General features: G+C 67.8%; 18 protein-coding genes and 1 pseudogene. 8 read left to right on the forward strand and 11 right to left on the reverse strand.

All coding sequences use genetic code 11. The features are described from left to right. Positions 1 to 330 precede the first annotated feature (330 nt). Complete coding sequence (locus P409_RS05735) at positions 331 to 837, forward strand: Ros/MucR family transcriptional regulator (protein ID WP_034832836.1); 507 nt, start codon at positions 331 to 333, stop codon at positions 835 to 837. 65 nt (positions 838 to 902) lie between these two features. On the opposite strand, the gene P409_RS05740 is transcribed toward P409_RS05735, so the two are convergent. The 6 genes from P409_RS05740 to cyoA all read right to left on the reverse strand — a co-directional run bounded on the left by P409_RS05740 (position 903) and on the right by cyoA (position 7,586). After that, positions 903 to 2,333 carry an aldehyde dehydrogenase family protein gene (locus P409_RS05740; RefSeq protein WP_034832838.1) on the reverse strand — a complete coding sequence of 477 codons (1,431 nt, stop codon included), beginning with the start codon at positions 2,331 to 2,333 and terminating at the stop codon, positions 903 to 905. Between the two features lie 273 nt (positions 2,334 to 2,606). After that, positions 2,607 to 3,368 carry an SURF1 family protein gene (locus tag P409_RS05745; protein WP_052120080.1) on the reverse strand — a complete coding sequence of 254 codons (762 nt, stop codon included), beginning with the start codon at positions 3,366 to 3,368 and terminating at the stop codon, positions 2,607 to 2,609. Then, entirely contained in the window at positions 3,365 to 3,754 is a 390-nt protein-coding gene (gene cyoD, locus P409_RS05750; RefSeq protein ID WP_034832840.1) for a cytochrome o ubiquinol oxidase subunit IV, read from the reverse strand. The genes P409_RS05745 and cyoD overlap by 4 nt, the downstream gene beginning before the upstream one ends. Beyond that, positions 3,751 to 4,374, reverse strand: coding sequence for a cytochrome o ubiquinol oxidase subunit III (gene cyoC / locus P409_RS05755; protein WP_034832843.1), 624 nt, complete (start codon positions 4,372 to 4,374; stop codon positions 3,751 to 3,753). The genes cyoD and cyoC overlap by 4 nt, the downstream gene beginning before the upstream one ends. Then, positions 4,374 to 6,386 (reverse strand): cytochrome o ubiquinol oxidase subunit I, encoded by a 2,013-nt coding sequence (gene cyoB / locus P409_RS05760; RefSeq protein ID WP_034832846.1) that lies wholly within the window; start codon positions 6,384 to 6,386, stop codon positions 4,374 to 4,376. Before cyoB ends, cyoC begins: the two co-directional genes overlap by 1 nt. Positions 6,387 to 6,491: 105 nt before the next feature. Then, positions 6,492 to 7,586, reverse strand: a complete 1,095-nt coding sequence (gene cyoA / locus P409_RS05765) for a ubiquinol oxidase subunit II (RefSeq protein WP_081991302.1) — start codon at positions 7,584 to 7,586, stop codon at positions 6,492 to 6,494. Between the two features lie 354 nt (positions 7,587 to 7,940). Here cyoA and P409_RS05770 point away from each other — a divergent pair, with 354 nt between their 5' ends. Next, on the forward strand, positions 7,941 to 9,164 hold the full coding sequence (locus P409_RS05770; RefSeq protein WP_343285493.1) for an MFS transporter: 1,224 nt from the start codon (positions 7,941 to 7,943) through the stop codon (positions 9,162 to 9,164). A gap of 44 nt (positions 9,165 to 9,208) precedes the next feature. Here P409_RS05770 and P409_RS05775 read toward each other — a convergent pair whose 3' ends face one another. Further along, on the reverse strand, positions 9,209 to 10,351 hold the full coding sequence (locus P409_RS05775; protein WP_034832851.1) for an alpha-hydroxy acid oxidase: 1,143 nt from the start codon (positions 10,349 to 10,351) through the stop codon (positions 9,209 to 9,211). Positions 10,352 to 10,472: 121 nt separating this feature from the next. Here P409_RS05775 and P409_RS05780 point away from each other — a divergent pair, with 121 nt between their 5' ends. The 3 genes from P409_RS05780 (at position 10,473) to P409_RS05790 (ending at position 14,144) form a co-directional block, all read left to right on the forward strand. Next, positions 10,473 to 12,029, forward strand: coding sequence for a D-aminopeptidase (locus P409_RS05780; RefSeq protein WP_034832879.1), 1,557 nt, complete (start codon positions 10,473 to 10,475; stop codon positions 12,027 to 12,029). Positions 12,030 to 12,231: 202 nt separating this feature from the next. Continuing rightward, a complete protein-coding gene (locus P409_RS05785) occupies positions 12,232 to 13,062 on the forward strand; it encodes an isocitrate lyase/PEP mutase family protein (RefSeq protein WP_034832853.1) in 831 nt (276 codons plus the stop codon). Positions 13,063 to 13,271: 209 nt separating this feature from the next. Further along, entirely contained in the window at positions 13,272 to 14,144 is an 873-nt protein-coding gene (locus P409_RS05790) for a TauD/TfdA dioxygenase family protein (protein ID WP_034832856.1), read from the forward strand. Positions 14,145 to 14,291: 147 nt separating this feature from the next. Here P409_RS05790 and P409_RS05795 read toward each other — a convergent pair whose 3' ends face one another. The 4 genes from P409_RS05795 to P409_RS05810 form a co-directional block, all read right to left on the reverse strand. Beyond that, positions 14,292 to 14,684 carry a RidA family protein gene (locus P409_RS05795; RefSeq protein ID WP_034832858.1) on the reverse strand — a complete coding sequence of 131 codons (393 nt, stop codon included), beginning with the start codon at positions 14,682 to 14,684 and terminating at the stop codon, positions 14,292 to 14,294. Between the two features lie 8 nt (positions 14,685 to 14,692). Further along, a complete protein-coding gene (locus tag P409_RS05800; RefSeq protein WP_202964571.1) occupies positions 14,693 to 15,514 on the reverse strand; it encodes a carbohydrate ABC transporter permease in 822 nt (273 codons plus the stop codon). Positions 15,515 to 15,657: 143 nt separating this feature from the next. Beyond that, positions 15,658 to 16,551, reverse strand: a complete 894-nt coding sequence (locus tag P409_RS05805) for a carbohydrate ABC transporter permease (RefSeq protein WP_052120081.1) — start codon at positions 16,549 to 16,551, stop codon at positions 15,658 to 15,660. A 195-nt stretch (positions 16,552 to 16,746) separates the two neighbouring features. Beyond that, positions 16,747 to 17,985 (reverse strand): ABC transporter substrate-binding protein, encoded by a 1,239-nt coding sequence (locus P409_RS05810; RefSeq protein ID WP_034832864.1) that lies wholly within the window; start codon positions 17,983 to 17,985, stop codon positions 16,747 to 16,749. A gap of 310 nt (positions 17,986 to 18,295) precedes the next feature. Here P409_RS05810 and P409_RS05815 point away from each other — a divergent pair, with 310 nt between their 5' ends. The 3 genes and pseudogenes from P409_RS05815 to P409_RS05825 all read left to right on the forward strand — a co-directional run. Next, entirely contained in the window at positions 18,296 to 19,093 is a 798-nt protein-coding gene (locus P409_RS05815; RefSeq protein ID WP_034832867.1) for an SDR family oxidoreductase, read from the forward strand. 3 nt (positions 19,094 to 19,096) lie between these two features. Then, positions 19,097 to 20,164 carry an ABC transporter ATP-binding protein gene (locus tag P409_RS05820; protein ID WP_034832869.1) on the forward strand — a complete coding sequence of 356 codons (1,068 nt, stop codon included), beginning with the start codon at positions 19,097 to 19,099 and terminating at the stop codon, positions 20,162 to 20,164. Positions 20,165 to 20,176: 12 nt separating this feature from the next. Continuing rightward, positions 20,177 to 20,569, forward strand: a pseudogene (locus tag P409_RS05825) (hypothetical protein); the annotation flags it as partial.

Genomic DNA, 20,569 nt, shown 5'->3' on the forward strand with positions numbered 1-20,569 from the left:
TTTCGACCGCTGACGGGAGGACTTGCGGAGTCCTCGACAAGGACTCCGTCGCCCGCCAGCAAATCCGTTGGATCGGCTTCAATCACCGCGATGTCGGGTTGTGGTCGCGCCGAGGACACCAAGCAACAATCAATCCCGGATCGGCTTACACTCCGATCCGGGATTGAATTGGAAGAACACGCGACAGGATCAAAAGCTTTTTTTCTGAATCCCATGGAACCTTATGGCTGTTCTTGGCTTGTCGCATTGATCGCAAGCAGAGCAGTCTCGCAGCAAAGGATCGTCGCGGCGTTCAGCAGCGGAACTGCAGGGTAGGATGGGAGAGGCACGATGTCGACGCCGAGCGACGAGATTCTGAAGTTCACCAAAGAGATCATCGTCGCCCACGTCTCCCACAACACGGTGGACAGCGAGAGCCTGCCGGCTCTCATCCGGAACGTGCATCTGTCGCTGATCGAAGCCCGCAATACGGCGATCCGGCAGTCTGCGGCGGAGGCCGCGCCGACGACAGCCGCCATGGAGACCGGCAGTGCCCAGCCGGATCCCGCGACCGCTTCGCCCCCGGCCGTTCCGGCCGTGTCGATCACGGATTCGGTGACCCCGGACTACATCATCTGCCTGGAGGACGGCCGGCCGTTCAAGATGATGAAGCGCTGGCTGCGCGCCACCTACGGCATGACGCCGGAGCAGTATCGCGCCAAGTGGAACCTGCCGCCGGACTATCCGATGGTGGCGCCGAACTACGCCCGGTCGAAATCGGTCTACGCCAAGGCCCAGGGCCTGGGCACCGAGAAGCTGCGCCGCGCCGACAAGCAGCACTCCCGCCGCACCGGCTGAGCTCGGGCAAAGCCGGCCGTGCCGGCATGGCCGGAGCCTTCCCGAAGGAAGGCTCCGGCGAGGACTCAGGCGGCCTCGTAGCCGATCACGCCCTTGATCTCGAGGAACTCCTCGAGGCCGAACTCGGCGTATTCCCGGCCGTTGCCCGACTGCTTGTAGCCGCCGAACGGCGCGGCCGTGTCCCAGGCCGGGTAGTTGATGTGGACATTGCCGACGCGCAGCTGCGACGCCACCTTGCGCGCCCGCTCCAGGTCGCCCGACTGGACATAGGCGGCCAGGCCGTAGGGCGTGTCGTTGGCCAGCTCGATCGCCTGCGCCTCGGTCTCGTAGGTCAGGATCGACAGCACCGGGCCGAAGATCTCCTCGCGCGCGATGGTCATGTCCGGCGTCACCCGGGCGAAGACGGTCGGGCGGACGAAATAGCCGCGGTTCAGCCCTTCCGGCCGGCCGGGGCCGCCGGCCACCAGCTCCGCCCCCTCGGCGATACCGGCCTCGATCAGCCGCTGAATCTTGTCGTATTGCAGCTGGCTGACCACGGGGCCCAGCTGGGTGTCCGGTGCGTCGGCCGGGCCGACCTTGAAGCCCTCGGCCGCCGCCTTGGCATAGCCGATCGCCTCGTCCTCGCGGTCGAGCGGCACGAACATCCGGGTCGGGGCGTTGCAGGACTGGCCGCTGTTGCCGAAGCAGCCGGCGACGCCCTTGGTCACCGCCCGCTTCAGGTCGGCGTCCGGCAGGATGATGTTGGCCGACTTGCCGCCCAGCTCCTGATGCACCCGCTTCACCGTGTCGGCGGCGGCCTTGGCCACCAGGATGCCGGCGCGGGTCGACCCGGTGAAGGACACCATGTCGACGTCGGGATGGCTGGAGATCGCGGCGCCGACCGTCGGCCCGTCGCCGTTCACCAGGTTGAAGACGCCCTTCGGCACCCCAGCCTCATGCAGGATCTCGGCGAAGATGATGGCGTCCAGCGGCGCGATCTCGCTCGGCTTCAGCACCATGGTGCAGCCGGCGGCCAGCGCCGGGCCGACCTTGCAGGTGATCTGGTTCAGGGGCCAGTTCCAGGGCGTGATCATGCCGACCACGCCGACCGGCTCCTTCACCACCATCGAGGTGCCCTTCGGCCGCTCGAACTGGAAGGTCTCCAGCGCCTCGATGATCCGGGTCAGATGCGCGTCGCCGGCCCAGGTCTGGGAATCGAGCGCGAATTTCCGCGGCGCGCCCATTTCGCGCGACACGGCCAGCGCGATGTCGGGCGCGCGGCGCTTGTAGACCTCCAGGATCCGGCGCAGCAGGGCCAGGCGCTCCTCGCGGCTGGTGCGGGCGAAGGCCGGGAAGGCCCGCTTCGCCGCCGCCACCGCGCGGTCGACATCCGCGGCCGAGCCGAGCGAGATCTTGGCGAAGGCCTCCTCGGTCGAGGGGTCGATCACGTCGAGCGTCTTCGGCGTGATCGGGTCGACCCATGCGCCGTCGATGTAGAATTGCGTTTCGTGCGCCATCAGAACCTCGTTCGGTCGTGGGGCGGAGGGGAGCTCGAGCCCGGCCCTCCGTCGCTTCCGTCGCCTCCCGCGACGGGCTGATGGACGTTAGAACAGGCTTCGGGGGGCGGGGAAGCTCCGGCGGGTGGGGGACGGCCATGCGCGGGGTCCAGGCTCCCCCTCCCCGTCATTGCGAGGAGGCGAAGCCGACGAGGCAATCCAGGGGCCGGTTCGCATTGGCCCCTGGATTGCTTCGCTACGCTCGCAATGACGGTGATGGAACGGTGGGAGAGGCTACGCGCTCCCCTTTGAGTCCCGACGCCCCCTCCGCTCCGACCGCACGGCGTAGCCCACGCCGACCAGCAGCAGCGCGGCCAGGCCGAACCAGGTGATGGCATAGACCAGGTGGCTGTTCGGGAAGGAAATCACCGTCAGCCCGCCGATCGGCAGCCCGCCCGGATTGGGCGCGGCGTCGGCGTCGATGAAATAGGGCGCAGCATTCGTCAGCCCACGGGCCGCGGCAATGGCAGTAACGTCGCGGGAATACCAGCGCTCCGCCGCCGGGTCGTTCGAGCGCAGGAACCCGCCCTTCGGCTCGGTGATGCGCAGCAGGCCGGTGACCGTCACCGGCCCCTCGACCTGCCCCGCCGCGCGGGTGGCCGGGTCGCGGTTCTCGGTCGGGACGAAGCCGCGATTGACCAGCACCACGGTGCCGTCATCCGCCCGCAGCGGGGTCATCACCCAATAGCCGGCGCCCTTGACGGTCGAGGCGGTGACCTGCGCCTCGCGGTCGTTGAGGAAGCGGCCGGAGATGTGGACATGCCGGTATTCGTCCCGGTCGGCATTGACCCCGGCCCAATCGGCTGGACCCGGCGGCGCCACGGGCTCGGCGGCGACGCGCTGGTCGACCCGGGCGATCAGGTCGAGCTTCCAGGCCCGCCGCTCGACCTGCCAGACGCCGAGCGCCAGCAGGCCGAGAAACATCGTCAGGGCCGCCGCCCCGAGGACGATCAGGGTGGCGGTGGACCGAGGCCGATGAGCCTCGGCCCCGGTCACGGCATGTTGCGCATGTCGTGGGCGGAGACCGGCATCATGTTGTGGTTGAGGTGGTACATCACCCACAGCGAGCCGGCGAGCGTGATCACCACCAGCACCACGGTGAAGATCAGGGCCAACATGGTCCAGCCGCCCTCCGACCGCGTGTTCATGTGCAGGAAATAGACCATGTGCACGACGATCTGGACGACCGCGAGCGCCATGATCACCAGCGCCGTGGTCTGGGCATCGGCGAACACGTCGCCCATCACCAGCCAGAACGGGATGGCGGTCAGGATCACCGCCAGCACGAAGCCGGTCAGGTAGCCCTTCAGCGTGCCGTGGCCGCTGGCGTCGCCATGGTGGTCGTCGCCGTGATGGTGATCGGTGTGGGCGTGGGCGCTCATGCCATGGATCCCATCAGATAGACGAAGGTGAAGACGCCGATCCAGATGACGTCCAGGAAGTGCCAGAACAGGCTGAGGCACATCAGCCGGCGCTTGTTGTCCGGGATCAGCCCGTGCTGGGCGACCTGGACCATCATCGTCACCATCCAGACGATGCCGACGGTGACGTGCAGGCCGTGCGTGCCGACCAGGGTGAAGAAGGACGACAGGAAGGCGCTGCGCTGCGGCCCCGCCCCCTCATGGACGAGATGCGCGAACTCGTAGAGCTCGAGCCCGACGAAGACGACGCCGAACAGCGCCGTCACCGCCAGCCAGGCCAGGGTCGCGCCCTTGCGGTTGCGCTCCATCTCCAGCATGGCGAAGCCGCAGGTGATGGAGGACAGCAGCAGCATCGAGGTGTTGACCGCCACCAGCGGCAGGTCGAACAGGTCGGCGCCGGACGGGCCGGCCGCATAGCTGCGGCCGAGCACGCCGTAGCAGGCGAAGAGGACTGCGAAGATCAGGCAGTCGCTCATCAGGTAGATCCAGAAGCCGAGCATCGTGCTGCCGCCCGAATGCTCATGCTCCTCGTCGACGTGGAAGCGGGTCTGGCCGTTCGCCGTGGGGTTGATCGCGGTCATCAGGAAGCGGCTCCCGCCCGGGCCAGCACGCGGCTGCGCTCATCCTCGACCCTGGTCACGACCTCGGCCGGGATGTGGTAGTCGCGCTTGTAGTTGAAGGTGTGCCCGATCGACACGGCCAGCATCGCCACGAAGCTGAGCGCGGCCAGCCACCAGATGTGCCAGACCATGGCGAAGGCGAAGGCCACGCTGATGGCGCCGAGGATGACGCCGGTGCCGGTGTTCTTCGGCATGTGGATCGCCTTGAACCCGGACAGCGGCCGGACATAGCCGCGCTTCTTCATGTCGTCCCAGGCGTCGTGGTCATGCACCAGCGGCGTGAAGGCGAAGTTGTACTCCGGCGGCGGCGACGAGGTGGACCATTCCAGCGTGCGGGCGTTCCACGGGTCGCCGGTGACGTCGCGCAGCTGCTCGCGCCGCAGGAAGCTGACCACCAGCTGGATCAGGAAGGACAGGATGCCGAAGGCGATCAGCACCGCGCCGAAGGCGGCGATGACGAACCAGATCTGCAGCGACTGGTCGTCGAAATGGTTCACCCGGCGGGTGACGCCCATCAGGCCGAGCACGTAGAGCGGCATGAAAGCGAAGTAGAAGCCGATGAACCAGAACCAGAACGACATCTTGCCCCAGAAGGGATCGAGCTTGAAGCCGAAGGCCTTCGGGAACCAGTAGGTGAAGCCGGCGAAGACGCCGAACACCACGCCGCCGATGATGACGTTGTGGAAATGGGCGATCAGGAACAGGCTGTTGTGCAGCACGAAGTCGGCCGGGGGCACCGCCAGCAGCACGCCGGTCATGCCGCCGATGACGAAGGTCACCATGAAGCCGATCGTCCACAGCATCGGCACCTCGAACCGGATGCGGCCGCGGTACATGGTGAACAGCCAGTTGAACATCTTCGCCCCGGTCGGGATCGAGATGATCATCGTGGTGATGCCGAAGAACGAGTTCACGCTGGCGCCGGAGCCCATCGTGAAGAAGTGATGCAGCCACACCAGGTACGACAGGATGGTGATCACCACCGTGGCGTAGACCATCGAGGTGTAGCCGAACAGGCGCTTGCCGCAGAAGGTGGCGACGACCTCGGAGAAGATGCCGAAGGCCGGCAGGATGAGGATGTAAACCTCCGGATGCCCCCAGATCCAGATCAGGTTCACATACATCATCGGGCTGCCGCCGAAGTCGTTGGTGAAGAAGTTCGTGCCGGCGTAGCGGTCGAGCGACAGCAGGGCCAGGACGGCGGTCAGCACCGGAAAGGCGGCAACGATCAGGACGTTGGTGCACAGCGCGGTCCAGGTGAAGACCGGCATCTTCATCATGGTCATGCCCGGCGCCCGCATCTTGACGATGGTGGCCACCAGGTTGACGCCCGATAACAGCGTTCCTATGCCCGCGACCTGCAGGCCCCAGATGTAGTAGTCGACGCCGACATCCGGGCTGTAGGCGATGCCCGACAGCGGCGGATAGGCCAGCCAGCCGGTCTTGGCGAACTCGCCGACGAACAGCGAGATCATGATGATCACCGCGCCGGCCGTGGTCATCCAGAAGCTGAAATTGTTCAGGAACGGGAAGGACACGTCGCGGGCGCCGATCTGCAGCGGCACCACGAAGTTCATCAGGCCCGTGACGAAGGGCATGGCCATGAAGAAGATCATGATCACGCCATGGGCGGTGAACACCTGGTCGTAGTGGTGTGGCGGCAGGTAGCCCTCATTGGCGCCGAAGGCGATGGCCTGCTGCGCCCGCATCATGATGGCGTCGGAGAAGCCGCGCAGCAGCATCACCAGGGCCAGGATCACATACATGATCCCGATCTTCTTGTGGTCGATGCTGGTGAACCATTCGCGCCAGAGATAGCCCCACAGGCGGAAATAGGTGATGCCGCCCAGCAGCGCGATGCCGCCGAGCGCCACCGCGATGAAGGTGACGACCAGGATCGGCTCGTGCAGCGGCAGCGCGCCGAGCGTCAGCTTGCCGAAGACGAGCGTCTGGAGATCTAGGTTTGAGAACATCGGGCTACTCTGTCGTTCCGGAGGCCGCCGCTGCGGGCGACGGCCTCCGCGATAGTGTCGGTGCCGCGGCCCGGGACGGGCCGGCGGCGGTCATCTTTGCGGTCCTCACTCGACGCGGCTGGACGAGGTGGCCCAGCGGCTGAACAGGATTCCCTCCGGCGGCCGGTTCTCGGCCATGTCGCCATCGGTGGTGCAGATCGCCGCGACATAGCTGCGGACCGGGCCGGCGCCGCGGCGGACATCCTTGTCGTGGTTGAGCGCGATGACGTTGTCGATGCCGGCCATGCCGCCGCCGCCGCGGGCGTCGATGCTCATCATCTCGTTCATGCACATCTTCGAGCGGTCGACGCACATGTTGAGGATGGCGCCGTAGAGGTCGGAGGCGACCGTGCCGTAATGGCGCACCGGCTCGCGCTCGCTCGGCCGCTCCAGCGTCAGGTACTCCTCGCGGCTGAGATTGGCGCCGCTCGACTTCACCTTCTGGACCCAGGCGTCGAAATCGCCGGCGGCCAGGCCATGGAAGGCGAAGCGCATGCCGGAGAAGCCGGCGCCGCTGTAATTGGCCGAGAAGCCCTCATACTCGCCGGGCTTGTTGATCACGGCGTGCAGCTTCGTCTCCATCCCGGCCATGGCGTAGATCTGCCCCGCCAGCGCCGGCACGAAGAAGGAGTTCATCACGGTGGCCGAGGTGATCTTGAACTGGATCGGCACGTCGACCGGCGCCGCCAGCTCGTTCACCGTGGCGATGCCCTGCTCGGGGTAGAGGAACAGCCACTTCCAGTCGAGCGCCACAACCTCGACGACCAGCGGCTTCACGTCCGCGGCGACGGCGCGCTCCGAGTCGATGCGCTCCAGCGGCCGGTAGGGGTCGAGCGTGTGGGTGCTGATCCAGGTCAGGGCGCCCAGCGCGATGATGATCACCAGCGGGGCGGACCAGATCACCACCTCGAGCTGAGTCGAATGGTGCCAGTCGGGGTCGTAGGGGGCGTCCTTGTTCGACTGGCGGTACTTCCAGGCAAAGAACAGAGTCAGGGCGATCACCGGCACGATGATCAGCAGCATCAGGATCGTGGAGATCACGATCAGGTCGCGCTGCTGCACCGCAATATCACCGGAAGGGGACATGACCACCATGTTGCACCCACCCAGGAGGACCAGGGCAGGAAGCGCAGCGAGGCGGCCTAAAGCTTTGATGGACATGCCGTTGCCTGGAAAGCGAGAACGATAAGGCGGCCCTGCCTTAACGAAGCGTTACGCGATGTAACAGAGGACAGTTTGTCCTACCAGATGCCCGATGGTTGCAGTGCAACATCGTCGCACCGGGGTTGACGGCAGGGTCCCCGGCGATTCCGGAGCCGCTGGGGCTCGCTTGGCACGATTTGACGCACCGGAATCCTGGGCCATACTCAAAAGAAAAAACAGCGGCATCTCGGCCCGGCCCACCCAGGAGGAACATTTATGGCCACTCTCAGTCGAGACTTCGGGTCCCAGCCCCCGAACGCCGCGCCACGGCACCGCGCAGGTGTCCCACCCGGCGAGATCGCGATCGGCGTCGTGATCGGCCGGACCGCGGAATTCTTCGACTTCTTCGTCTACGCCATCGCCTCGGTGCTCGTGTTCCCGCGGTTCTTCTTCCCGCATGCGGCGCCGCTCGACGCGATGCTCTACTCCTTCGCCGTCTTCGCCCTCGCCTTCGTCGCCCGCCCGATCGGCTCGGTCCTGTTCATGGAGATCGACCGCCGGCACGGCCGCAGCGTCAAGCTGACCGCGGCGATGTTCCTGCTCGGCGGGTCGACCGCCGCCATGGCGTTCCTGCCCGGCACCGGCGACATCGGCACCGCCGCCATCGCCCTGCTGGCGGCCTGCCGCATCGGCCAGGGCCTGGCCCTGGGCGGCGCCTGGGACGGGCTGGCCTCGCTCTTGGCGCTGAACGCGCCGCAGAACCGGCGCGGCTGGTACGCGATGATGCCGCAGCTCGGCGCCCCGCTGGGCTTCATGCTGGCCAGCGCGCTGTTCGCCTTCTTCCTGGTCAACCTGCCGGCCGCCGACTTCCTGGACTGGGGCTGGCGCTACCCGTTCTTCGTCGCCTTCGCGATCAACGTCGTCGCCCTGTTCGCCCGGCTGCGCCTGGTGGTGACCGAGCAGTTCGAGCGGCTGTACGAGAGCAAGGACCTCGAGGCGGCGAGCGTGCCCGAGACGCTGAGGCAGCAGGGCCACAACATCCTGGTCGGGGCCTTCGTGCCGCTGGCGACCTTCGCCCTGTTCCATCTGGTGACGGTGTTCCCGCTGAGCTGGGTGATGCTGTACACCGACCACAATGCCGGCAATTTCCTGATGACGGAGTTCGCCGGCGCCATCCTCGGCGCCGCCATGATCGTCGTCTCCGGCCTCATCGCCGACCGCACCGGCCGGCGCACGCTGCTGGCGGCCTGCGCGGTGCTGATCGCGATCTTCAGCTTCGTCACGCCGCTGCTGCTGGGCGGCGGGCCGACGGCGCGGTCGGCCTTCGTGATCCTGGGCTTCGGCCTGCTCGGCCTGTCCTTCGGCCAAGCGGCCGGCGCGGTGGCGTCGAACTTCCCGAACAACCACCGCTACACCGCCTCGGCCCTGACCTCGGACCTGGCCTGGATGGTCGGCGCCGGCTTCGCCCCGCTGGTCGCGCTGGCGCTGGCCAGCCATTTCGGCCTGGCCCTGGTCGGCGCCTATCTGCTGTCCGGCGCCGTCTGCACCCTGGCGGCGCTGCGGGTCAACAAGGAGTTGGAGCTGCGCGGGAACTGATCCGGCCGACCGAAGCCGGCTCTAGCCGGCTTCGGGCACGCGCCCTATCCCCGGATCACCAGGCTGCTGCGGTCGACCTTGGTGATGTCGCCGGTGCCGGTCAGCGCCATGCTGATGTCCAGCTCCTTGCGCATGATCTCCAGCGCCTTGGTCACCCCGGCCTCGCCCATCGCCGCCAGGCCGTAGAGGAAGGCCTTGCCCATCAGGCAGCCGCGGGCGCCCAGCGCCACGGCCTTGAGGATGTCCTGGCCGGACTGCACGCCGCCGTCGAACAGGATCTCGGTCTTGTCGCCGATCGCCTGGACGATCCCCGGCAGCGCCGAGATCGACGACCGCGCCCCGTCCAGCTGCCGGCCGCCATGGTTGGAGACGACCACGGCGTCGGCGCCGGTCGAAGCGGCGATCCGCGCGTCGTCCTCGTCCAGCACGCCCTTCAGGATCAGCTTGCCGGGCCAGATGCTGCGCACCCATTCGACGTCCTTCCAGCTCAGCGAGGCGTCGAACTGGCTGGCGGTCCATTGCGACAGGGTCTTCAGGCTGTCCGCGCCCTTCACATGGCCGTCCAGGTTGCCGAAGCTGCGGCGCTTGCCGAACAGCACCTTCATCGCCCAGGCCGGCTTGGTGGCGATGTCGAGCGCGTTGGCCAGGGTCAGCCGCGGCGGCACGGCCAGGCCGTTCTTCAGGTCGCGATGGCGCTGGCCCTGGATCTGCAGGTCGAGCGTCAGCACCAAGGCCGAGCATTGCGCCGCCTTGGCGCGCTCGATCAGCGACTGCGAGAAGCCGCGGTCGCGCATGACGTAGAGCTGGAACCAGAACGGCTTCTTCACCGCCGCGCGCACATCCTCGATCGAGCAGATCGACATGGTCGACAGGCAGAACGGGATGCCGAAGGCCTGGGCCGCGCGGGCGCCGTGGATCTCACCGTCGCCGTGGAACAGGCCGGTCAGGCCGGTCGGCGCGATGGCGAGCGGCATGGCCACGTCCTCGCCCAGGATCGTGGTCGCGACCGAACGCTTGTCGACATCGATCATCACCCGCTGGCGCAGGCCGATCGCCGCCAGGTCCGCCCGGTTCGCGCGCAGCGTCACCTCGTCATAGGAGCCGCGATCGGCATAGTCGAAGATCGCGCGCGGGATGCGCCGGGCCGCCAGCGCTCTCAGGTCCTGGATGTTGGTGATCGTCGGCATCGCCAGTCTTCTTGGGCAGGGTTTTATGTCTGATAAATCGCGCGGACGCGGCTGTCACCCGCGATTTCCCGCCGCCGCCATCTTTACACATCGCGGCCGGGGCGCCAGGGTGGCGGCCATCATGACGACCACGCCTTCCCGCCTCGACCGCGCCCTCGCCGCCCTCCCCCGCCTCTATCCCGGGCCCGGCGGCGCCGCCGCCGTGCTGCGGGATGGCGAGATCCTGGCCCGCCACGCCTGGGGCTGGGCCAATGCCGAGCGGCGCACCCCGTTCACGCCCAAGTCGCTGTTCCGGATGTGCTCGGTCACCAAGCAGTTCACCTGCGGCCTGGTGCTTGACGCCTTTCCGGACCCGACGGTGCTGGACGGCGATGTCCGCGCCCGCCTGCCGCTGCTGCAGGGCGAGGCGCCGGGCGCGCTGCACCTGTGCCACAACCAGTCCGGCCTGCGCGACTACTGGGCGGTGGCGATGCTGCACGGGGCGCCCGCCGAGTCGCCCTTTGGCGACCGCGAGGCGGAGCGCGTGATCGCCGGCACCCGGTCGCTGCATTTCGCGCCGGGCACCCGCTACTCCTACGTCAACCAGAACTTCCGGCTGCTCTCCGACATCCTCGAGGCTCGCACCGGCCGCGGCTTCGGCGAGCTGCTGCGCAGCCGCATCTTCGACCGCGCCGGCATGGACAGCGCCATCCTGGCCGCCGACACCCGCGCCATGCCGGACGGCACCGAGGGCTATGAGGGCACGCAGACGGGCGGCTTCCGCGCCGCCGAGAACCGGATCCTGTGGACCGGCGATGCCGGCCTCGGCGCCAGCCTGGACGACATGATCGCCTGGGAGCGCCATATCGACGCCACGCGCGACGACCCGGACGCGCTGTACAGCCGCCTGTCGGCGCCGGTGACCTTCGCCAACGGCGCCGCCGCCCCCTACGGCTTCGGCCTGAACCGGGCGACCGAGTTCGGCCGCGCCTATGCCGGCCATGGCGGCGCGCTGCGTGGCTGGCGCAGCCATCGCCTGTACGTGCCGTCGGAGCGGGTGTCGGTGGTGGTGCTGTTCAACCACCTCTCCGACGCCCAGGCCGCGGCGCTGGATCTGCTGGCCGCCGTGCTGGGCGAGGAACGGTCCAAGCCTGCCGCCGACCTGCCGGCGCCGGAATGGCTCGGCGCCTATATCGAGCCGGAGACCGGGCTTTCGGCCCGCGCCGACATGGCCGACGGCAAGGTGCGGCTGCGCTACGGCCATTCGGCGGAGAAGCTGGACCTGCAGCCCGACGGCAGCGCCGGCAACGGCCGCACCCGGCTGCGCCCCGCCGCGGACGGTCTGTGGCTGGACCGGCCGCAGGAGAACCAGAGCACCCGTCTTGTCCCCTGCGACGGCGAGCCGGCGCTCGACCTCGGCGGCCGCTACCGCTGCGCGGAGCTGGACGCCGAGCTGGAGGTGGTGGATACCGGCGGCACTCTGTACGGCGGCTTCTCCGGTTTCCTCGGCCAGGGCCGGATGGAGCTCCTGGACCCGGTCGGGCCGGATGTCTGGACCCTGCCCTGCCCGCGCGCGCTGGACCACACCCCGCCCGGCGACTGGACCCTGGCCTTCCGCCGCGACGACGCCGGCCGGGTGAAGGACGTCGAGGTCGGCTGCTGGCTGGCCCGCCACCTGCGGTATGAGCGGGTGGGCTGAGGCTGCGGTTCTTCTCAAACTGTCATGCCCGGGCTTGACCCGGGCATCCAGAGACTGTCGATGCCCCTCCGGGTGGCCCCTGGATTGCCGGGTCAAGCCCGGCAATGACAATGAGGGTTGGATCGATTTGCCGAACCACTGATCGCTTGACCGCGCCGGAACAAAAATCGAACATGCTCTCCTGCTCACGCGGGAGACTCCCATGATCAGCCAGTCCGACAAGGCTTTTGCCTTCCAGCGCCTGCATGCCCGGCCGGGTATCTTCGTGATCCCGAATCCCTGGGATGCCGGCACCGCGAAACTCCTGGCCGGGCTCGGCTTCGAGGCGCTGGCCACCACCAGCGCCGGTTACGCCTTTACCCTCGGCCGCAATGACGGGGCGCAGAAGGTCAGCCGGGAAGAGACGCTGGCCAATGCCAGGGCCATCGTCGAGGCCACGGACCTGCCGGTCTCCGCCGATCTCGAGAACGGTTTCGGTGACGCGCCCGAGGCGGCGGCCGAGACCATCCGCCAGGCCGCCGCCATCGGGCTGGTCGGCGGCTCGATCGAGGACGCCACCGGCCGCACCGACGACCCGATCTACGGCCTCGACCAGGCGGTGCAGCGGGTGCGGGCAGCGGTGGCGGCGGCGCGGTCCCTGCCCTTCCCCTTCACCCTGACGGCGCGGGCCGAGAACTTCCTGCACGGCCGCCGCGACCTGGCCGACACGATCCGCCGGCTGCAGGCCTTCCAGGAGGCCGGCGCCGACGTGCTCTACGCCCCCGGCCTGGCGACGCGGGAGGAGATCGAGGCGGTGGTGCGCGCGGTCGATCGGCCGGTGAATGTGGTGATGGGTCTGGTCGGCGCCCGCTTCACCGTGGCGGAGCTGGGCGAGATCGGCGTGAAGCGGATCAGCGTCGGCGGCTCGCTGGCCCGGGCGGCGCTGGGCGGCTTCCTGCGCGCCGCCCGCGAGATCAAGGACCAGGGCAGCTTCGGCTATGCCGACGAGGCGGTGCCGCACAAGGAGATCAACGCCCTGTTCGCCGCGTCGTGACCGGCGGGGCTTGACCCTGATGCCGGTCGCTTCCTCGCAGTCATTGCGAGGAGCGCAGCGACGAAGCAATCCAGGGCCGATGCGCATTGGCCCCTGGATTGCTTCGCTGCGCTCGCAATGACAGTGTAAGGAATTTCGAGGATCAGAAGAGGCGAAAATTCGGGGCGGATGGTCTTCCGGCCGGCCGAACCACGGCCCATACTCCCGCCATGACCAGCCCCGACTCACGCCTCACCATCCGGCCGATGGCCGGGTCGCTCGGTGCCGACATCGACCTCGCCGGCCCGGTCGACGACACGCTCTTCGCCGCGATCCGCCAGGCGCTGGACGATCACCTCGTGATCCATCTGCACGGGCTCGACCTGGCGCCGGAAGACCTGGTGGCGCTGACCCGCCGCTTCGGCACCATCAACCGCGCGCCCTACATCACGCACATGGCCGAGCACCCGGACATCGTCGCCGTGAAGAAGACGGCGGACGAGCGCAAGGTCAGCACCTTCGGCAATGCCTGGCATTCGGATTTCAGCTTCCTCGACCAGCCGCCGATGGCGTCGCTGCTCTATGCCGTCCAGGTGCCGAGCCATGGCGGCGACACGCTGTTCGCCAACATGTACGACGCCTATGACGCGCTGTCGGACGGGCTGAAGACGGTGCTGGACGGGCTCGACGCCATGCATTCCGGCAAGCCCTACGGCACCGGCGGCGTGCCGGGAAACGTCGCCGTCTCGAAGTCGATCGGCATCGAGCGCAACCGGCCGGAGGCAGACCGCGAGGTCGCGCACCCTGTGGTGCGGGTGCATCCCGGCACCGGCCGCAAGGCGCTGTTCATCAACTCGATCTACACCCAGCGTTTCGCCGGCATGACGGTGGAGGAGAGCCGGCCGCTGCTCGACTTCCTCTACGCCCATGCGGTCCGGCCGGAATTCACCTGCCGGCTGCGCTGGAAGACGGGCGACCTGGCGATCTGGGACAATCGTTGCACCCTGCACTACGCCGTCAACGACTATGACGGCCAGGACCGGCTCTTGTACCGCACCATGGTGCAGGGCGAGCGGCCGGTCCCGACGGTGCCACGCGCCTGAGGTCGAGAGACGTCCCCTTCACTTGTCATTGCCGGGCTTGACCCGGCAATCCAGGGGCCACCGAGAGCGGCTCTTGAAAACCCCTGGGTCCTCGGGTCAAGCCCGAGGATGACAAGAAATGGAATAGAGACTTGGGCTAAACCCGCCTCAGCCCAGTGGCTTATAAGCAATTGCTTCGATTTCCACCTTGCAGTCGACCATCATGTCGGCACGGACGCAGGAGCGCGCCGGGCGGTCGCCGGTGAAGAAGCTGTCATAGGTGCGGTTGAAGGCCGCGAAGTCGCGGGTGTCGTCCAGCCAGACCGTGACCTTGATCACGTCGTCCAGCGTGCAGCCCGCCAGCTCCAGCGCCGCCTGGACGTTCTTCATGGTCTGGCGGGTCTGGATCTCGATGCCGCCGGTGACGACCACGCCGTTCTCGTCGAACGGCACCTGGCCCGAGACATAGACATAGTCGCCGGCCCGCACGGCCTTGGAGAAGGGCAGCTTCTGCCCGCCGGCGCCGGTGACGGTGGTTCCGAAATGCTCGCGCTTGCTCATGGTTCTTCCTATTTGACGGCGCCGAGGGCCAGGCCGCGCACCAGGTAGCGCTGCAGCCAGGCGAAGACGATGGCGACGGGGATCGTCGCCACGAATGTCGCGGCCATGACGTGATGCCACTCGATCGTATAGCGGCCGGCGACGAGAGAGAAAATCTTGATCGGCAGGGTGTGCGTCTCCGGCGCGCGCAGGAGGCTCAGCGCCACGGCGAACTCGTTCCAGGCGTTGATGAAGGTGAAGATCGCCGTCACCACCATCGCCGGCGCCGCCAACGGCAGGAACACGCGGATCACGGTGCGGAAGCGCGACGCGCCTTCCAGCCACGCCGCCTCCTCCAGGTCCAGCGGGATGGTGGCGAAATAGCTCTGCAGCATCCATACGGCGAAGGCGATGTTGAAGCCGGCATAGACCAGCACCAGCGAATCGACCGAGCCGACGAGGCCGAGCCAGGCGACCAGCCGGAACAGACCGATCACCAGCACGATCGGCGACAGCATCTGGGTGACCAGCAGGAAGTCGCGGTACAGCCCCTGCCCCGGGAAGCGGTAGCGCGACATGGCATAGGCGGCGGGGATGCTGACCGCCAGCGCCAGCAGAGTCGCCAAGGTCGCGGCATAGAGGCTGTTCAGCAGCGCCGTGCCGAAATCCGTCGCCTGCCACATGGTGACGAAGTTCTCCCAGGCGATCCGGCTGGGCAGCCAGGACGGGTCGGCCGACAGCACCTCCGCCGCCGGCTTCAGCGCCGTCGCCACCATCACCGCGAAGGGGAACAGCACCACCAGGATCAGCGGCGACAGCGCCAGCCAGCACAGGAGGCTCTTCTTAAGCATGGCGTTCGGCGAGTTGAGCTTTTTTATTGTCATTGCCGGGCTTGGCCCGGCAATCCAGGGGCCACCAAGAACGGATCCGGAAGCCCCTGGATGCCCGGGTCAAGCCCGGGCATGACAATTGGGGGACCACTTGCGCCCGAGCTTCAGCCATTGCGCTCGCCCTTCATCGCCATGCGCAGATAGATCAGGGTGAAGACCAGCAGGATGGCGAACATGATCAGCGAGATCGACGCCGCCTCGCCCATCTTCCCCAGCTGGAAGGCCAGCTTGTACAGGTAGGTGACCAGGATCTGCGTCGAATCCGAGGGACCGCCCCCGGTCAGCACCCAGATGATCGGGAAAGAGTTGAAGACGTAGATGATGTTCAGCACCACCGCCATGTTGATGAACGGCCGCATCAGCGGCAGGGTCAGGGTGCGGAACCGCTGCCAGGACGTGGCGCCGTCGGTCGATGCCGCCTCGTAGATGTCGCTCGGGATCGAGGACAGGCCGCCCAGGAAGATCGTCACCGTGAACGGGATCGACACCAGGATCCCGATCAGGATCTGGATCGGGAAGGCGGTGGCGGCCGAGGCCAGCCAGATCACGTTGTGGCCGGTGATGCCGAGATCCTGCAGGGTGAGGTTCAGCAGGCCGGATTCGCCGTTCAGCGCCCAGCGCCAGACGATCGCCATCATGGTCAGCGACACCGACCAGGGCAGCATCACGATCACTCGGGCCAGGCCGCGGCCGTAGAACTCGGTGTTCAGGATCAGCGCCACCGGCACCGAGACCAGGACGGTGCCGGCCACCACGGCGGCGGTCCAGACCAGGGTGCGCCACAGGCTCTCCATGAACACCGGATCGGCCAGGACGCTGCCCAGATTGGCCAGGCCGGTGAAGTCGCGCAGCTGGCCGAAGCGGTTGACCTGGTGCGAGGCCACCGTCAGCAGGTCCCACACCGGATAGGCGATGATGAACGCCGCCAGCAGGAAGCTGGGCAGGATCAGCAGGATCGGCGTCAGGCCCGGCAGGCGCGCGGCCAGGGGCGCCGACATCGGAACGGATGGCCTCTCGGTCTCGGTCGTCACTGCCTGTCTCTGATATGCCTAGCCCGGTTCAGCGCCACCCGCATTGCCCCAATTGTCATGCCCGGGCTTGACCCGGGCATCCAGGGAATGTCGAGGCCGCTCGCGGTGGCCCCTGGATCGCCGGGTCAAGCCCGGCGATGACAGGAAAGGGAAACAGTGTGGCTACTTCGCGCCCAGCACCCCGTTGGCCTGCTCGGCGGCGGCCTTCAGCGCCTCCTCGGGCTTGGCCTCGCCGAGATAGATCTTCTGCAGCGCCCGGCCGGTGGCGTCGGCGATCTCCTCCCACCCGGCGATGGTCGGGGCGAACTTGGCGCTCGGCAGCATCGCATTGAAGACCTTCAGGTTCGGATCGTCGGTGAAGTACGGCAGCTTGGCCACCGCCTGGTTCTCGGTCAGGAAGCCCTCATTGACCGTGAACTTCTCGCGCCAGTCGCTCTGGAACAGGAAGTCCATGAACTTCCAGGCCTCGTCCTTCACCTTCGAGTTCTCGAACATCACGATCGAATCCGTGACCGCATAGGTGGCCGAGGTGGTGCCCTTCGGCACCGGCGCCACGCCATATTTCAGGTCCGGCGCCTCGGTCTTGATCTGGCTGGCCAGGAACGGCGCCGTGAACATCATGCCGATGCGGCCCTGCTTGAACAGGTTCTGCACGTCCTCGCGATTGTAGGCGGTGACGCCCGGCTCGGTCAGCCCGTCATCGATCATCTGCTTGTACAGCGTCGCGGCTTTGATGGCCGCCTCGCTGTCGATGCCGCTCTTGCCGTCGACCACGATATCGCCGCCGAAGCTCCACATCGCATAGTAGAAATAGACGTCGGTCTCGATCTCCTTGCCCTGCAGGCCGAAGCCGTAGGTGTCCTTGGCGCCGAGGGCCTTGATCTTCTTCGCGTCCTCGACCAACTCGTCCCAAGTCGCCGGCGGGGCGGCGATGCCCGCCTTCTCGAACAGGTCCTTGTTGTAGTACATGGCGCGGGCCGAGGAGGCGATCGGCAGGCCGTAGGTCTTGCCGTCCAGCACGCCGGGCGCGAAGAAGGTCGGGATGAAGCGCGCCTTGAACTCGTCGGTCATGTAGCCGTCCAGCGGCGCGACCACGCCCTGCTGCACGAAATCCACCAGCCAGCGGGTGCCGATGATGGCCAGATCGGCATTGGCGTTGCCGGCGATGTCGGTGGTCAGCTTCTGCTGCAGCACGTCCCAGGGGACCACCTCGATCTTGATGTCGGTGCCGGGGTTCTTGGCCTCGAAGGCCTTCGCCGCCTCCTCGAAATAGGGTCCGGTCTTGGAGCTGTACTCCGCCACCGTCACCCGCACCTCGGCGGCGACGGCCGGTGCTGCGGCCAGCGCCGCCAGGATCGAGGCGCCCGCGCCGAGGAGCACGGACCGGAACGCATGCTGCATGGAGAGCCTCCTGTTTCGGCGGCGAGGCCGCGCGAGCCGCAATTGGAACCGGACAACCGGGGGACGGCCGCGCCCGGCTTTTTGCCGGAGCCGCCCCTGCCTGTAACTCTCTTACAATCGCCGACGGGGCGCAATTCGGAAACGGCGCGTCGGGCGATTTTCTTCCGCTATAGCGCAGCAGCGCTGGAATCTTCCGACAATTTTGGGCTCCTCATCGATGCTGCACTGCACACGCGCGATGCCCGTCTTGTAAGTTTCAAACATTGAGCTACGATCGGCCTCCAGCCCTTCTTCTGCCGGAAAGACAGCCATGACGCGCTTCGCGGACCAGACCGTTCTCGTCACCGGGGCGCTCGGCGGCATCGGCAGCGCGATCGTCGACCTCTTCGCCCAGGCCGGAGCGGCGCTGATCCTGTCCGACCGCGACGCCGCGGCGCTGGAGGCCCGCGTCGCCGCTCTGGCCGAACGCGGCGTCAAGGCCGCCGCTGCGCCGGCCGATCTGTGCGACGCCGCCGCCACCCGCACCGCGATCGAGGCCGCGGTGGCCCGCACCGGCCCGGTCGACATCGCCGTCAACAATGCCGGCGGCGGCAATGGCGGCGGCACCCTGGCCTCGACCACGGCCGAGAGCTGGGCCGGCGACGTCACGCTGAACCTGAACGGCGCCTATCACGTCGTGGCCGCGGTGATCGACGGCATGAAGGCGCGGCGCCGCGGCAGCATCGTCAACATCAGCAGCGTCAACGGGCTGCAGACGCTGGGCCACCCGGCCTACAGCGCCGCCAAGGCCGGGCTGATCAGCTACACCAAGGCGCTGGCGGTGGAATACGGGCCGTTCGGCATCCGCGCCAACGTGATCTGCCCCGGCACCGTGCGGACCCCGATCTGGCAGGCGCGGGTCGACAAGAAGCCGGAGATCTTCGAGTCCCTGCGCAAATGGTACCCGCTGCAGCGGGTGGCCGAGCCGTCCGACATCGCCAAGGCGGTGGCCTTCCTGGCCGATGACGAGCTGGCCGGCTTCATCACCGGCGCCATGCTGCCGGTCGATGGCGGCCTCACCGCCGGCAATCGGGTGATGGCGGGTGAACTGACCCTCGAGGAGTTCTGATCCATGGCGACGGTGCGGCTGGACGGGGTGGTGAAGCGCTACGGCGATGCGCAGGTGATCCACGCGATCGACCTCGACATCGCCGATGGCGAGTTCGTCGTCCTGGTCGGGCCGTCCGGCTGCGGCAAGTCCACTTTGCTGCGCATGATCGCGGGGCTGGAGACCATCTCCGGCGGCGAGCTCGCGATCGGCGGCGCCCGCGCCAACGAGGTGCCGCCGCAGAAGCGGAACATCGCCATGGTGTTCCAGTCCTACGCGCTCTACCCCCACATGACCGCGCGGCAGAACATCGCCTACGGCCCGAAGCTGCGCGGCGAGGCGAAGCCGGAGATCGCGGGCAAGGTCGACAGGGCCGCCGGCATCCTCAACCTGTTCGATTATCTGGAGCGGCTGCCGCGTCAGCTGTCCGGCGGCCAGCGCCAGCGCGTCGCCATGGGCCGGGCGATCGTGCGCGACCCCGCCGTGTTCCTGTTCGACGAGCCGCTGTCGAACCTGGATGCCAAGCTGCGGGTGCAGATGCGCACCGAGATCAAGGCGCTGCACCGCCGCCTCGGCACCACCATCGTCTACGTCACCCACGACCAGATCGAGGCGATGACCCTGGCCGACCGGATCGTGGTGATGAATGGCGGGCGGATCGAGCAGCAGGGCAGGCCGCTGGACCTCTACGACCTGCCGGCCAACACCTTCGTCGCCGGCTTCCTCGGCTCTCCCTCCATGAGCTTCCTGCCCGGCCGCTACCGCCGCGGCGCCGAAGGCTCGGTGGTGGAAGCCGAGGACGGCACCCGCCTGCCCGCCCCCGACCGCGGCGCCGAGGACGATCAGCCGGTCCTGCTGGGCGTCCGGCCCGAGCATTTCACCCTGGCCGAGGGCCGGGACGGCGTGCCGGTGACCATCGACCTGGTCGAGCCGACCGGGGCCGAGACCCATCTCTACGGCACCCTGGCCGGCACCCGCATCGCCGCGGTGATGCATGGTCGCCGGCCGGTGGCGCCGGGCGACGTGGTGCCGCTGCTTCCCCTCGCCGCCCATGCCCACCTGTTCGACGCGGCCTCCGGCCGCCGCATCTGAAGGAAGCCCGTCATGCAGGTTCTCGCCCTCGATCCGATCCTCGACGCCCCGGTCGACGGCTCCACCAAGGGCCTGCCCCCCGGCATGAAGCCGATCCCGTTCCGCAGCATCGGCGACCAGGGCTGGAACGCGCTGTCCGGCGACCTGCCCTTCCCGCAGGCGCTGCTGAAGCGGTCGGTGCTGGAGCGCAACGCCCGCTGGATGCGCGACATCCTGGCCGAGACCGGCGTCGCCCTGGCGCCGCACGGCAAGACGACGATGAGCCCGCAGCTGTTCGACCTGCAGCTGGCCAACGGCTCCTGGGGCATCACCGTCGCCACCGCCCAGCAATTCGAGGTGTGCCGCCGCTTCGGGGTGAAGCGGATCCTGATCGCCAACCAGCTGGTCGACGCCGCTTCGATGCGC

Origin of the sequence: Inquilinus limosus MP06, from assembly GCF_000767795.1 — a bacterium.
GTDB classification, from domain to species: domain Bacteria; phylum Pseudomonadota; class Alphaproteobacteria; order DSM-16000; family Inquilinaceae; genus Inquilinus; species Inquilinus limosus_E.

Bases quoted from the DNA above. Each gene is read 5' to 3' on its own strand.
- cyoD (WP_034832840.1), bottom strand. From the start codon at position 3,754: ATGAGCGCCCACGCCCACACCGATCACCATCACGGCGACGACCACCAT.
- cyoB (WP_034832846.1), bottom strand. From the start codon at position 6,386: ATGTTCTCAAACCTAGATCTCCAGACGCTCGTCTTCGGCAAGCTGACG.
- P409_RS05820 (WP_034832869.1), top strand. From the start codon at position 19,097: ATGGCGACGGTGCGGCTGGACGGGGTGGTGAAGCGCTACGGCGATGCG.
- P409_RS05775 (WP_034832851.1), bottom strand. From the start codon at position 10,351: ATGCCGACGATCACCAACATCCAGGACCTGAGAGCGCTGGCGGCCCGG.
- P409_RS05790 (WP_034832856.1), top strand. From the start codon at position 13,272: ATGACCAGCCCCGACTCACGCCTCACCATCCGGCCGATGGCCGGGTCG.
- P409_RS05805 (WP_052120081.1), bottom strand. From the start codon at position 16,551: ATGTCGGCGCCCCTGGCCGCGCGCCTGCCGGGCCTGACGCCGATCCTG.
- P409_RS05780 (WP_034832879.1), top strand. From the start codon at position 10,473: ATGACGACCACGCCTTCCCGCCTCGACCGCGCCCTCGCCGCCCTCCCC.
- P409_RS05735 (WP_034832836.1), top strand. From the start codon at position 331: ATGTCGACGCCGAGCGACGAGATTCTGAAGTTCACCAAAGAGATCATC.
- P409_RS05800 (WP_202964571.1), bottom strand. From the start codon at position 15,514: ATGCTTAAGAAGAGCCTCCTGTGCTGGCTGGCGCTGTCGCCGCTGATC.
- P409_RS05740 (WP_034832838.1), bottom strand. From the start codon at position 2,333: ATGGCGCACGAAACGCAATTCTACATCGACGGCGCATGGGTCGACCCG.
- cyoC (WP_034832843.1), bottom strand. From the start codon at position 4,374: ATGACCGCGATCAACCCCACGGCGAACGGCCAGACCCGCTTCCACGTC.
- cyoA (WP_081991302.1), bottom strand. From the start codon at position 7,586: ATGTCCATCAAAGCTTTAGGCCGCCTCGCTGCGCTTCCTGCCCTGGTC.
- P409_RS05815 (WP_034832867.1), top strand. From the start codon at position 18,296: ATGACGCGCTTCGCGGACCAGACCGTTCTCGTCACCGGGGCGCTCGGC.
- P409_RS05785 (WP_034832853.1), top strand. From the start codon at position 12,232: ATGATCAGCCAGTCCGACAAGGCTTTTGCCTTCCAGCGCCTGCATGCC.
- P409_RS05795 (WP_034832858.1), bottom strand. From the start codon at position 14,684: ATGAGCAAGCGCGAGCATTTCGGAACCACCGTCACCGGCGCCGGCGGG.
- P409_RS05810 (WP_034832864.1), bottom strand. From the start codon at position 17,985: ATGCAGCATGCGTTCCGGTCCGTGCTCCTCGGCGCGGGCGCCTCGATC.